Origin of the sequence: Pseudomonas sp. ICBG1301 (genome assembly GCF_016918385.1) — a bacterium.
GTDB classification, from domain to species: Bacteria; Pseudomonadota; Gammaproteobacteria; order Pseudomonadales; family Pseudomonadaceae; genus Aquipseudomonas; species Aquipseudomonas palleroniana.
This window is the reverse complement of sequence record NZ_JAEKGB010000002.1, coordinates 742,135-755,176: the sequence shown is the minus strand read 5'-3', so window position 1 is coordinate 755,176 and position 13,042 is coordinate 742,135. Positions and strand designations below refer to the sequence as shown.

Sequence of the window (13,042 nt, the reverse complement as noted above, 5' to 3'; positions counted from 1 at the left end):
GCACAGTCAGTAAGGCGCAACGCTGTCCTGTGGCGAGGGAGCTTGCTCCCGTTGGGCCGCGAAGCGGCCCCAGCTTCTGGTTTGAAAAGACTGGGCCTGCTACGCAGTCCAACGGGAGCAAGCTCCCTCGCCACAGGTTACCCGCTGCCTGCTCTATCGCTTAACTGACTGGCATTTGAGCAAGCTCCTCCCACCGCTATTTGGGGTACAGCGGCGGCAAGCTGGTGGTGTCGGTGGCCGGGGTTTGGGTGCGTTCGGTCATGGGGATGGCTTTTACGGCGCGCCACAGGTCTTCGCCCAGCCAGTACTGGCCGCTCTCGCTGTACAACGCGCCATTGAGGCCATCCAGGGCGTCGGACAGCGGCACGAATCGCGCCGCCATGTCCGCCAGGGTTTCCGGCTGTTGCCGCGCCCAGGCGTCCAGTGCCTGGCGTGTGGCTTGTGGGTCGTTGGCCTGGGTGGCGCGCTTGAGGTCGTCGAGCAGGGTGCGTGGGCTCGGGCCGGTCTGCGCGGTGCGTTGTACGGCGGGTTGCCGGCGCGCGCGCCACCACAGGCCGAAGCCGAGCAGGGTGGTGCAGGCGAGCAGCAGTGTGCTGAGTTGCCACAGCCACAGGCGGTCATCGTCCGGTGCGGTGATCACGGTCGGCGTGGCGGGTGTGTCCACCACCAGGCTGGGGTTGGTGGCCACTTGCAGGGTGCGGGGCGGCAGGCTGGTGCGTTCGAGGTGGTCTTCGTGAGTGTTCCACCACACCACTTCCATTGCCGGCAGCTCCAGGGCTCCGGCGCGGGTCGGCACCAGCGCTTCGCGGTCTTCGCGGCTGCCGATCAGGCCGCGGTCGCTGCTCTGGTTGCCGAGTACCGGTTGATCCGGGTAGCGCCGCAGGCCACCGACGTCGGTACTCGGCAGGGCCGGCAGTTGCGCGCTGGAGAGACCTTCGGCCTTGACCGTGAGGCTGCGGGTCAGGGAGTCGCCGACTTGCAGGTGGTCGGGCTCGGGGTTCCAGGCTTCGCTCAGGGTCAGATTGCGTGCGGGTATCCACGGCGCATCCGCCGGGTACAGCGCCGGCTTGGGCTTGACGGTCAGCGGCAGTTCGGCCGAGCTGACGTGGATCAGCTTGCCTGGCTTGGTGCCTTGCAGCGTGTTTTCCTGGGGCGGGCGCGGTTCGACCAGCGTGGCGCTGAAGGTCTGCGCCGGAATCAGCAGGGCGCCGCTGTGCTGCGGATAGATCGCGTAACGGGTTTCGATCACCCCATGGCGGATGCTGTTGATGACCTTTTCGTAGGTACGCGATTCGCCCAATTGCTCGATCCGCGCATCGGGGATCTGCAACGGCGTCAGGCTGCTGTCGTCATACAGTGACACCGAATGGTAAACGCGCACCGTCAACAATGCCTGGGCCTGCACGTACACGCTGTTCTGGTCGAGGCTGGCCTCGATGAACACCGGCGCCAGTTCGGCGCTGGTGTTCTGGCTGGCGGTTTCCAGCACCTGCAGGCTGATCGGCTGGGTCTTGAGGTCGCCCACTTGCAGCGGCGGAATCACCACGGTGCCGTTTTCCCTGGGCAGCAGGGTGATGATCCAGCGCGTGGTGGCGTGGTTGTCGCCGCCCAGGGTGGTGAGCTGGTTGATCTGGCGCGTGCCGCTGACTTCGAACTGTGCATCGAGGGGGGACAGGTCGGGTTTGCCGAATTGGGTGACGTCGCTGGACTCCACCGTCAGCTCCACCGTTTCACCGGAGTTGACGCGGCTGCGATCGACGCTGGCGACCAGGTTCGCCGCCTGGGCGTGGCCTGTCGATAACGCGAGCAGGAGCAGAAGGGTGGTGCGGCGGCTCATCGAGTCTTGTCCTGATGTTGTTGCTGTTCGTACCAGAATTTGCGGCGCAGCAGTTCACCGGGGTTGTCCGGGATCTCCCGCAGCCATTGCTCCAGGGCCTGGCGATGTTCGCCGTCAAGGCTGGCATCGGTGGGGCGCAAGGGCGGCGTAGTGGTTTGCTCATCACCCAGCTCGCTGCCCGGCACCTCATTGCCGCCGGCCTTTGGCGAGGCGTTTGCCTGGCTGTCGGTATTGCCGGCTTCACCCTGGCCCTGGGTGGACTGCTCGCCACCGGTAGAGCTTTGCCCGCTGGCGCCCGGTTGCGCAGTTTGGCCGGGTTGGGTGGTTTCGTCATCCTCGTTTTTGACAGGCTGCGCCGGTTCGGGCTGGGCCTGTTCCTGGATCAGGCTCTCCACCAGGGCCTTGTTTTTCAACGCCGGTTGCAGGTCGGGCTGCGCTTCAAGGGCTTGTTCGTAGGCGTCGACCGCAGCCTCCAGGGCGCCGGACCTGGCCAGGGCATTACCGCGATTGTAGTGGGAATAGGCGTCATTGCCCTCGGCAAAACGTTTGATCGCTTCGGCATAGTTGCCGGCCTCGTAAAGCGCCACGCCTTGCCATTGCGGGTCTTCAAAGTGCTCGGCGGCTTCGGCCGGGCGTTTGTGCTTGAGCAGGTATTGCCCCTGCTGGTCGGGACGCAGCCACAGGTCCTGGAATTCAAAGGCATAGCTCGGTTGCGGCGCGCCCAGCCACAGCAGGGGTAAGCAGAACAGCCAGCCGCGACGCCCGGCGCAAGCGGCCAGCAGCAACAACGGCAGGAGCAGCCAGTAGCCCTGGTCGGCCCAGGTGTCGAGGTGCAGCAGTTGGCCGTCGTTGCGCAGGGCCTGCGGGCCGTCGAGCAGGCCGAGTTGGCGCAGGTCTTTATCATCCAGACGTGCGGCGCGGTAGCGGCCACCCATTTCACTGGCGAAGGCCTTGAGGGTCGGGCTGTCGAGGCGTGGTACCAGGATCGCGCCCTGATCATCCTTGAGGAACTCGCCACTCTCCTGGGTGACCGGGGTGCCTTCGCGGCTACCGATACCGAGGATCGACAACGCCGGGGCCTGCGCCCCTTGCAGCAGCAGGCGGATGCCCTGGCGTTCCTGTTTCGACAGCGACGAGCCCACCAGCAACAGTCGCCCCTGGCCGAGGCCGCCTTGCTTGAGCAGGGCCAGCGCCTTGTCCACCGCCAGATCGGCGCGATGGCCGGGCTCGGGCATGATCGAGGGGCGCAAGGCTTCCAGCAGGTTGCGGCTGGTGCCCAGGTCATCCGACAGCGGCACCAGGGTGTGGGCGCTGCCGGCATACACCACGATGGCGGTCGGCGCATTGCCCCGTGCCTGCAGCAAGTCATAGAGCTTGCGGCGCGCCTGCTCCAGGCGGGTGGGCGGGCTGTCGGTGGCGAGCATTTCCGGGGTCAGTTCCAGCAGCACCACCAGCGGGTCGGCGGGTTTCTGGCTGGACTGCTCGACTCTTTGCCAGCTTGGCCCGAGCAATGCCAATACCGCCAGCAGCCAGGCAATGCCCAGCAGCACCCACGGCGATTTGCTCTCGCGCCCGCTGCCGCCACTGAGCAATACCGCATGAAAGGCCGGCGGCAGGATCACCTGCCAGCGCCCCGCGCGTTTTTGCCGGTGCCACAGCTGCCACAGCAACCAGCCGAGCAGCGGCAGCAGCAACAGCCACCAGGGGCGGAACCAATGCGGCCACAGGTCGATCATCGACGCCTCCGCAAACGCAGGCGTTTAAGGCGTTGGCGCCACTCAGGATGCTGTTGCAGGAACAGGCCTTTGCTCGAGAGTTTATTGAAGGCGCGTTGCAAGGCGTTGTCGGGCCAGCGCTCCTGGATCACCAGCAACATGCTCAGGATCAATGCCAGGGCCAATGGCGCGCTGTACAGCGCCTGGGCCGGGCGGGCCTGGGTGGGTTGTTGCGCCACGGGCTCGAGCTGGTCGAGGGTTTCCTTGATCTTTTGCAGCTCGTCGCCGTCGCGGGCGCGGAAGTAGCGTCCCCCGGTGGCGGCGGCAATGGCCTTCAAGGCGGGTTCATCCAGGTCCAGGCTCGGGTTGACGCCGAGGATCCCCAGGGAACCGGTCTGTTCGGGGTCGGCGCCGATGCCGATCGGGTAGATTTTCACGCCTTCTTCGGCCGCCAGGCGTGCGGCGGTCAGCGGGTCGATCTGCCCGGCGTTGTTGGCGCCGTCGGTGACCAGGATCAGTACGCGACTCTGCGCCGGGCGCTGGCGCAGACGTTTGAGGGCCAGGCCGATGGCATCACCGATGGCGGTGTTCTTGCCGGCGATGCCGATGCGCGCTTCATCCAGCCAGGTGCGCACGGTGTGCCGGTCGAAGGTCAGGGGAGCTTGCAGGTAAGCCTGGCTGCCGAACAGGATCAGCCCCACGCGATCGCCTTCGCGGCTTTCGAGGAAATCCCCGAGCAGGTGTTGCACCAGGCTCAGGCGGCTGACGTCGTCGTCCTGCCAGTGCATATCGGGGAAATCCATGGAACCGGAAACGTCCACCGCCACCAGCAGGTCGCGGCCACTGGCGGCAATCGGTAGCGGTTCACCCAGCCATTGCGGGCGTGCAGCTGCGGTCAACAGCAATAGCCATAACACCACGAACGGCGCTTGCTGGCGCCAGCCCGGCAGGTTGACGCGGGCGCGACGGCGCGCCAGGCCTTCGAGGTCGGCCAGATAGCTGACCTTCAAGGCGGGCTCGCCGCTGTCGGCCACGGGCAGGATAAAGCGCATCAACCAGGGCAATGGCAACAGGGCAAAGATCCACGGCCAGGCGAACTCAAACATGTTTGCGGATCCAGGTGTCGACGGCTTGGGTCAGGCCCGCGATGGCTTTATCGTCGAGTTTGCATTCGGGCTTGTAGGCGCCTTCCACCAACACCATCCAGCGGGTCAGGCCCGCAGCGGGGCAGCGGTTGTCGAGAAAGGCCAGCCACTTGCGACCGTTGAGCGTGTGGCTCTGGCTGTAGGGGTAGTCGTTGCGGCACAGGCGTTTGAGCAGGCCGTTGAGCTGCTGCAGCCAGGCCCCGGCCGGGGCGCCGTCGTAGGGTTTGGGCATCAGGGCCAGTTCGGCGAGGGCGGCGATGCGCAGCGGGTCCAGGGGCTGTTCGGCACGAGCCACGGGGCGTTTTTTGGGCAGGAAGCGGCGCAGCCACCACAAGCCCCAACCGAGCAGTGGAATCAGCAGCAACAGCCACCAACCCGGTGCAGGCGGCCAGAAACCAATGGCGGGAGGTGCAATCAGCGGTTGCAGTTGGTCAAGGCTGCTCATTGCTTTTTAACCGGTCGTTGCGGGTTGAGGTATTCGCGCAGTTGCTCGACCATTTCGCTCTGGGTGCTCAAGGGCATCAATAACACTCGCAGCTTTTGCGCGAGCAGTTCCCAGCGGGCAATGCGGGCTTCGGCCTGGGCCTTGTAGGCTTGGCGCAGGTCGAAGTTCAGCGTGTCCAGTTCCAGCTGTGCGCCGCGCTCGGCGAAACGCAGCAGCCCGGCGGCCGGCAGGGCATGGTCCAGCGGGTCGGAGATCGGCAGCAGCAGCAGGTCGCAATGGCGTGACAGCAGGCTCAACTGCTGTTCGGCGCCTTCGGTGAGCGCGCGCTCATCACAGACCACGATCACCAGGCTGCCGGGGCGCAGCACTTCGCGGCCACGGCGCAGCGCCATGCCGAGGGCGTCGGCTTCCGGATGGCGTTCGGTATTCAGGCTCTGGTTGACCCGCACCAGCCGATTGAGCAGTTGCAGCAGGCTTTGTTTGCTGCGTCGCGGTTTGATTTCGTAGTGCTCGCTGTCGCCGAATACCAACCCGCCCACGCGGTCGTTGTGCCCCAGCGCGGCCCAGCCGATCAGGCTGGCCGCCTGCGCCGCCAGCACCGACTTGAACATCTGCCCCGAGCCGAAAAACAGCCGGCAGCTCTGTTCCACCATGATGAAGATCGGCCGTTCGCGTTCTTCATGGAAGAGTTTGGTGTGCGGCTCCTGGGTGCGTGCCGTCACGCGCCAGTCGATGGTCCGCACGTCGTCCCCGGCCTGGTACACGCGCACCTGGTCGAAATCGACGCCACGCCCACGCAGCTTGGAGTGGTGCAGGCCGATCAACGGGCTGCGCTGGCTTGGGGTGGAAAACAACTGCACTTCCCGCACGCGATGGCGCATCTCGATCAATTCGCCGAGAGTGACGCGGATGCCATCGCCTGCGTTCATGGGGTTCAAGCGACGGCAACGACGTCGAGAATGCGCTGCACCACACGGTCCTGGTCAACGCCGGCCGCTTCGGCCTCGAACGACAGAATGATGCGATGGCGCAGCACGTCGAACAGCACCGCCTGGATATCTTCCGGGCTGACGAAGTCGCGACCGGCCAGCCAGGCGTGGGCGCGGGCGCAGCGGTCGAGCGCGATGGAGCCCCTGGGGCTGGCGCCGTAGGCGATCCACTCGGCCATTTCCGGGTCGAACTTGGCTGGCGTGCGCGTGGCCATGACCAACTGCACCAGGTATTCCTCAACCGCGTCAGCCATGTACAGGCCGAGGATCTCTTTGCGCGCCGCGAAGATCGCTTGCTGGCTGACCCGGCGTTCAGGCTTGGTTTCGCCGTTGAGCGCCTCGCCACGGGCCTGTTGCAGGATGCGGCGCTCCACGGTGGCGTCCGGGAAGCCGATCTTGACGTGCATCAGGAAGCGGTCGAGCTGGGCTTCGGGCAGCGGATAGGTGCCTTCCTGCTCGATAGGGTTTTGCGTCGCCATCACCAGGAACAGCGGTGACAGGTCGTAAGTGCTACGGCCCACGCTGACCTGACGCTCGGCCATGGCCTCCAGCAAGGCCGATTGCACCTTGGCCGGGGCGCGGTTGATTTCGTCCGCCAGCACCAGGTTGTGGAAGATCGGCCCTTGCTGGAACACGAAGCTGCCGGTTTCCGGGCGATAGATCTCGGTGCCGGTGATGTCGGCGGGCAACAGGTCGGGCGTGAACTGAATACGATGGAACTGCGCTTCGATGCCTTCGGCCAGCTCTTTGATCGCTTTGGTCTTGGCCAGGCCCGGCGCGCCTTCGACCAGCATGTGGCCGTCGGCGAGCAGGGCGATCAGCAAGCGATCAATGAGTTTTTCCTGGCCGAGAATCTGCGTAGAAAGAAAGGTTCGCAGCGCAAGCAGCGCTTCACGATGTTCCATCGATGACGGTTCCTGGAGAGATGAGCCCGGGCGTCGAACAAAAACACCGGGCCTGGGGCGCTTACTTTAATGCATCGAGGGGGGCGGCGACTAACGGCATAACCGGTATTTTTGGCAAAACTTGTAGGATTATTGTGTCAGAACGCCGTCAATGTGGGAGGGGGCTTGCTCCCGATAGGCCGCGCAGCGGCCTCAAAAATGGGCCTGCTACGCAGTCCATCGGGAGCAAGCCCCCTCCCACTTTCGATATTGGGTGTTCTTAAATCCGAGTGAAGGTGCCGGTACCCTTCAGGATGTTTTGCAGGGTTTCCTCGACTTCGGCCATATCCGCCGCTGCAGTGGCATGGGTAATCTCCAACTGATCCTTGCCGCCCAAGGCATCGGCATCACCTGCGGCCAGCTCAACCAGCAAGGTCGTGGCGCCCAAGGTGACCTTTACGCCATCCAGGGTCGACGGTTCGTAATCCCAGGTCAGCTCAACTTCGTCCTCGTCCGGGTAGCGCGTGAGCATGAACATCTCGCCGTTCTTGCCGTGGCAGCAGAGCATCGCCATGTTGTCTTCTTCTTCGTCGCACGGGGTGGCCATCAAGGCGTCGGTGTTCAGTTGCAGCATGGGGAATCCTGTCTGGGGTAGGGCGCAATGCGGGCGATTGTGCCATTGCCGCGAATTTTGTGCTGCATGCTATGTCGTGGGCGGCATGACCTGATGGGTAAAATCAGTCACTTCCGGCACTTTTTGTCTCGAAAACAACCGATTTTTCTACCGGAATCTACGGGTTGCCCAAGTCGCAACCGCGCGCCTGCTTACCGATGACCGAATATGTCGCAGCGCCGCAAGCAGCGGTCTTCCTACACTCGTTAAGCTGCGCAACGGATGTGCATGAGCCAGGCGCCTGACCTGCCCGTCGTACCGTCACCCGGCAAAGTGCGCATCTTATGGAAGTTGTATGTGACCTGATTGTCTTGTCCAGCTTCACCCACCTGTCACCCTGATTCGTTTATGGTGCTTATTATGAATACCAGCGAACAGAGTCGACGGTCTCCCCGAAAGGGGATAACACGCGACGCTTCCATCAATAACAAGCCCAAGCGGAGTACCACAGATGGCGTTCTTCACCGCAGCCAGCAAGGCCGACTTCCAGCACCAACTGCAAGCGGCACTGGCGCAGCACATCAGTGAACAGGCACTGCCACAAGTGGCGCTGTTCGCTGAACAATTCTTCGGCATCATTTCCCTGGACGAACTGACCCAACGTCGCCTTTCCGACCTGGCCGGTTGCACCCTGTCTGCCTGGCGCCTGCTTGAGCGCTTTGACCACGCCCAACCGCAAGTGCGGGTCTACAACCCCGATTACGAGCGTCATGGCTGGCAGTCGACCCACACCGCGGTCGAAGTGCTGCACCATGACCTGCCGTTCCTGGTGGACTCGGTCCGTACCGAGCTGAACCGCCGCGGCTACAGCATCCACACCCTGCAAACCACCGTGCTCAGCGTGCGCCGTGGCGGCAAGGGCGAGTTGCTGGAAATCCTGCCCAAGGGCACCCAGGGCGAAGGCGTCCTGCAAGAATCGCTGATGTACCTGGAAATCGATCGCTGCGCCAATGCCGCCGAACTGAACGTGCTGGGCAAAGAGCTGGAGCAGGTGCTGGGCGAAGTGCGCGTGGCCGTGGCCGATTTCGAACCGATGAAAGCCAAGGTCCAGGACCTGCTGGCCGGTATCGATGCCAGCCAGTTCGTCATCGACGGCGAAGAGAAGGCCGAGATCAAGAACTTCCTGGAGTGGCTGGTGGGTAACCACTTCACCTTCCTGGGCTATGAAGAATTCGTGGTACGTGACGACAAGGACGGCGGTCATATCGAATATGACGCCAATTCCTTCCTCGGCCTGACCAAGCTGCTGCGTGCCGGCCTGACCGCCGACGACCTGCGCATCGAAGATTACGCGGTGACCTACCTGCGTGAACCGACCGTGCTGTCGTTCGCCAAGGCCGCGCACCCAAGCCGTGTGCACCGCCCGGCCTACCCGGACTACGTGTCGATCCGCGAGATCGACGCGAACGGTAACGTCATCAAGGAACACCGCTTCATGGGCCTGTACACCTCTTCGGTGTATGGTGAAAGCGTGCGCGTGATCCCTTATATCCGCCGCAAGGTCGCGGAAATCGAACGTCGTTCGGGCTTCCAGGCCAAGGCGCACCTGGGCAAGGAGCTGGCTCAGGTCGTCGAAGTACTGCCTCGTGATGACCTGTTCCAGACCCCGGTCGACGAGCTGTTCAGCACCGTGATGTCCATCGTGCAGATCCAGGAACGCAACAAGATCCGCGTGTTCCTGCGCAAAGACCCGTACGGTCGTTTCTGCTACTGCCTGGCCTATGTGCCGCGTGATATCTACTCCACCGAAGTGCGCCAGAAGATCCAGCAAGTGCTGATGGATCGCCTGAAAGCGTCGGACTGCGAGTTCTGGACGTTCTTCTCCGAATCCGTGCTGGCTCGCGTGCAATTGATTCTGCGGGTCGACCCGAAGAACCGCCTGGACATCGATCCGGTCCAGCTGGAAAAAGAAGTGGTGCAAGCCTGCCGCAGCTGGCAGGACGACTACGCAAGCCTGGTCGTCGAGAGCTTCGGCGAAGCCCACGGCACCAACGTGCTGGCTGACTTCCCGAAAGGCTTCCCGGCCGGCTACCGCGAGCGTTTTGCCGCGCATTCGGCCGTGGTCGACATGCAGCACCTGCTCAGCCTGACCGAAGCCAACCCGCTGGTGATGAGCTTCTACCAGCCGCTGGGCCAGGTCTCCGGCCAGCGCGAGCTGCACTGCAAGCTCTACCATGCCGATACCCCGCTGGCGCTGTCCGACGTGCTGCCGATCCTGGAAAACCTCGGCCTGCGCGTGCTGGGTGAATTCCCGTACCGTCTGCGTCACGCCAATGGCCGTGAGTTCTGGATCCATGACTTCGCGTTCATCGCCGCCGAAGGCGTGAACCTGGATATCCAGCAGCTCAACGACACCCTGCAGGATGCGTTCGTGCACATCGTGCATGGCGACGCCGAAAACGATGCGTTCAACCGCCTTGTACTGACCGCCGGCCTGCCATGGCGCGATGTGGCGTTGCTGCGTGCCTACGCGCGTTACCTCAAGCAGATCCGCCTGGGCTTCGACCTGGGTTACATCGCCAGCACCCTGAACAACCACACCGACATCGCCCGCGAGTTGACCCGGTTGTTCAAGACGCGCTTCTACCTGGCGCGCAAGCTCACCGCCGACGACCTGGAAGACAAGCAGCAACGCCTGGAGCAAGCGATCCTCAGCGCCCTGGACGACGTCCAGGTGCTCAACGAAGACCGCATCCTGCGTCGCTACCTGGACCTGATCAAGGCGACCCTGCGCACCAACTTCTACCAGACCGACGCCAACGGCCAGAACAAGTCGTACTTCAGCTTCAAGTTCGACCCGCGTGCCATTCCCGAGCTGCCCAAGCCGGTGCCGAAGTTTGAAATCTTCGTCTACTCGCCGCGTGTCGAAGGCGTGCACCTGCGCTTCGGTAATGTTGCGCGGGGTGGCCTGCGCTGGTCGGACCGCGAAGAAGACTACCGTACCGAAGTGCTCGGCCTGGTAAAGGCTCAGCAAGTGAAGAACTCGGTGATCGTGCCGGTGGGCGCCAAGGGCGGCTTCCTGCCGCGTCGCCTGCCGTTGGGCGGCACCCGTGACGAGATCGCGGCCGAGGGCATCGCTTGCTACCGCATCTTCATTTCCGGTTTGCTGGACATCACCGACAACCTGAAGGACGGCGCCCTGGTGCCGCCGGCCAACGTCGTGCGTCATGACGACGATGACCCGTACCTGGTCGTGGCAGCGGACAAGGGCACTGCGACCTTCTCCGACATCGCCAACGGCATCGCCATCGACTATGGCTTCTGGTTGGGCGACGCGTTCGCCTCCGGCGGTTCGGCCGGTTACGACCACAAGAAAATGGGCATCACCGCCAAGGGCGCGTGGGTCGGCGTACAGCGCCACTTCCGCGAGCGTGGCATCAATGTCCAGGAAGACAGCATCACGGTCGTCGGCGTGGGTGACATGGCCGGTGACGTGTTCGGTAACGGCCTGTTGATGTCCGACAAGCTGCAACTGGTTGCGGCCTTCAACCACCTGCACATCTTCATCGATCCGAACCCGAACCCGGCGACCAGCTTTGCCGAGCGCCAGCGCATGTTCGACCTGCCGCGTTCGGCCTGGACTGACTACGACACCAGCATCATGTCCGAAGGCGGCGGCATCTTCTCGCGTAGCGCGAAGAGCATTGCCATCTCGCCACAGATGAAAGAACGCTTCGACATCAAGGCCGACAAGCTGACCCCGACCGAACTGCTGAACGCTTTGCTCAAGGCACCGGTGGACCTGTTGTGGAACGGCGGTATCGGTACCTACGTCAAGGCCAGCAGCGAAAGCCATGCGGATGTCGGCGACAAGGCCAACGACGCGTTGCGTGTGAACGGTAACGAGCTGCGCTGCAAGGTGGTGGGCGAGGGCGGTAACCTCGGCATGACCCAGCTGGGGCGTGTGGAGTTCGGCCTCAATGGCGGCGGTTCCAACACCGACTTCATCGACAACGCCGGTGGCGTGGACTGCTCCGACCACGAAGTGAACATCAAGATCCTGCTCAACGAAGTGGTGCAGGCCGGTGACATGACCGACAAGCAGCGCAACCAGTTGCTGGCGAGCATGACCGACGAAGTCGGCGGCCTGGTGTTGGGCAACAACTACAAGCAGACCCAGGCCCTGTCCCTGGCTGCACGCCGTGCCTACGAGCGTGCCGCCGAGTACAAGCGCCTGATGAGCGACCTGGAAGGCCGTGGCAAGCTGGACCGCGCCATCGAGTACCTGCCGACCGAGGAGCAGCTCACCGAGCGTGCTTCGAATGGCAAGGGCCTGACCCGTCCGGAACTGTCGGTGCTGATCTCGTACAGCAAGATCGACCTCAAGGAAGCGTTGCTCAAGTCCCTGGTGCCGGATGACGATTACCTGACCCGTGACATGGAAACCGCGTTTCCGCCAAGCCTGGTGGCCAAGTTCTCCGAGGCCATGCGTCGCCACCGCTTGAAGCGTGAGATCGTCAGCACCCAGATCGCCAACGACCTGGTCAACCACATGGGGATCACCTTCGTTCAGCGGCTCAAGGAGTCCACCGGCATGAGCCCGGCGAACGTCGCCGGTGCTTATGTGATCGTGCGTGACATCTTCCACCTCCCGCACTGGTTCCGTCAGATCGAGGCCCTGGACTATCAGGTTTCGGCTGATGTGCAATTGGAGCTGATGGATGAACTGATGCGCCTGGGCCGTCGCGCCACGCGCTGGTTCCTGCGCAGCCGTCGCAACGAGCAGGACGCGGGTCGTGATACCGCACACTTCGGTCCGCACCTGGCCGCGCTGGGTCTCAAGCTTGACGAACTGCTGGAAGGCCCGACCCGCGAAGGCTGGCAGACCCGTTACCAGGCCTACACCAACGCCGGCGTGCCGGAGTTGCTGGCGCGCATGGTGGCCGGTACCACGCACCTGTACACCTTGCTGCCGATCATCGAAGCGGCCGACGTCACAGGGCATGACGCCGCCGAAGTGGCCAAGGCCTACTTCGCCGTCGGCAGCGCCCTGGACTTGCCGTGGTATCTGCAGCAGATCAGCGATCTGCCGGTGGCCAACAACTGGCAGGCCCAGGCCCGTGAAGCCTTCCGCGATGATGTGGACTGGCAGCAACGGGCGATCACCATCTCCGTCCTGCAAATGGCCGATGCGCCACAAGACATGGAAGCCCGCGTGGCCCTGTGGCTTGAGCAGCACAAGGACATGGCGGATCGTTGGGTCGCGATGATGCTGGAAATCCGCTCTGCGGTCGGCACGGACTACGCCATGTATGCAGTGGCCAACCGTGAACTGCTGGACCTGGCGATGAGTGGTCAGCCGGTGATTTAAACCGTTGATCCATGGCTGTAACCAAGAATCCCCGCATGGAAAC

At 63.5% G+C, this 13,042-nt stretch carries 8 protein-coding genes; 1 reads left to right on the top strand and 7 read right to left on the bottom strand.

Annotation, left to right across the window (positions count from 1 at the left end):
* Window positions 1–196: 196 nt before the first annotated feature.
* The 7 genes from JBE38_RS07240 to JBE38_RS07210 form a co-directional block, all read right to left on the bottom strand.
* Window positions 197–1,837, bottom strand: coding sequence for a BatD family protein (locus JBE38_RS07240; protein WP_090370663.1), 1,641 nt, complete (start codon window positions 1,835–1,837; stop codon window positions 197–199).
* Window positions 1,834–3,573 carry a tetratricopeptide repeat protein gene (locus tag JBE38_RS07235; protein WP_090370665.1) on the bottom strand — a complete coding sequence of 580 codons (1,740 nt, stop codon included), beginning with the start codon at window positions 3,571–3,573 and terminating at the stop codon, window positions 1,834–1,836. The genes JBE38_RS07240 and JBE38_RS07235 overlap by 4 nt, the downstream gene beginning before the upstream one ends.
* The gene (locus JBE38_RS07230) at window positions 3,570–4,658 is read right to left on the bottom strand and encodes a vWA domain-containing protein (RefSeq protein WP_060752622.1); all 1,089 of its coding nucleotides are present in this window, start codon (window positions 4,656–4,658) and stop codon (window positions 3,570–3,572) included. Before JBE38_RS07230 ends, JBE38_RS07235 begins: the two co-directional genes overlap by 4 nt.
* Complete coding sequence (locus JBE38_RS07225) at window positions 4,651–5,142, bottom strand: DUF4381 domain-containing protein (RefSeq protein WP_205343994.1); 492 nt, start codon at window positions 5,140–5,142, stop codon at window positions 4,651–4,653. Before JBE38_RS07225 ends, JBE38_RS07230 begins: the two co-directional genes overlap by 8 nt.
* Complete coding sequence (locus JBE38_RS07220; RefSeq protein ID WP_205343993.1) at window positions 5,139–6,071, bottom strand: DUF58 domain-containing protein; 933 nt, start codon at window positions 6,069–6,071, stop codon at window positions 5,139–5,141. The genes JBE38_RS07225 and JBE38_RS07220 overlap by 4 nt, the downstream gene beginning before the upstream one ends.
* 5 nt (window positions 6,072–6,076) lie before the next feature.
* Window positions 6,077–7,036, bottom strand: a complete 960-nt coding sequence (locus JBE38_RS07215) for an AAA family ATPase (protein ID WP_060752625.1) — start codon at window positions 7,034–7,036, stop codon at window positions 6,077–6,079.
* Between the two features lie 259 nt (window positions 7,037–7,295).
* A complete protein-coding gene (locus JBE38_RS07210; RefSeq protein WP_060752626.1) occupies window positions 7,296–7,649 on the bottom strand; it encodes a hypothetical protein in 354 nt (117 codons plus the stop codon).
* Between the two features lie 490 nt (window positions 7,650–8,139).
* Here JBE38_RS07210 and JBE38_RS07205 point away from each other — a divergent pair, with 490 nt between their 5' ends.
* Window positions 8,140–12,999 carry an NAD-glutamate dehydrogenase gene (locus tag JBE38_RS07205; RefSeq protein ID WP_090370669.1) on the top strand — a complete coding sequence of 1,620 codons (4,860 nt, stop codon included), beginning with the start codon at window positions 8,140–8,142 and terminating at the stop codon, window positions 12,997–12,999.
* The last annotated feature ends 43 nt before the right edge of the window (window positions 13,000–13,042 follow it).

Coding starts and splice junctions, on each gene's coding strand:
- JBE38_RS07205 (WP_090370669.1), top strand. CDS start 8,140: ATGGCGTTCTTCACCGCAGCCAGCAAGGCCGACTTCCAGCACCAACTG.
- JBE38_RS07215 (WP_060752625.1), bottom strand. CDS start 7,036: ATGGAACATCGTGAAGCGCTGCTTGCGCTGCGAACCTTTCTTTCTACG.
- JBE38_RS07225 (WP_205343994.1), bottom strand. CDS start 5,142: ATGAGCAGCCTTGACCAACTGCAACCGCTGATTGCACCTCCCGCCATT.
- JBE38_RS07210 (WP_060752626.1), bottom strand. CDS start 7,649: ATGCTGCAACTGAACACCGACGCCTTGATGGCCACCCCGTGCGACGAA.
- JBE38_RS07220 (WP_205343993.1), bottom strand. CDS start 6,071: ATGAACGCAGGCGATGGCATCCGCGTCACTCTCGGCGAATTGATCGAG.
- JBE38_RS07235 (WP_090370665.1), bottom strand. CDS start 3,573: ATGATCGACCTGTGGCCGCATTGGTTCCGCCCCTGGTGGCTGTTGCTG.
- JBE38_RS07240 (WP_090370663.1), bottom strand. CDS start 1,837: ATGAGCCGCCGCACCACCCTTCTGCTCCTGCTCGCGTTATCGACAGGC.
- JBE38_RS07230 (WP_060752622.1), bottom strand. CDS start 4,658: ATGTTTGAGTTCGCCTGGCCGTGGATCTTTGCCCTGTTGCCATTGCCC.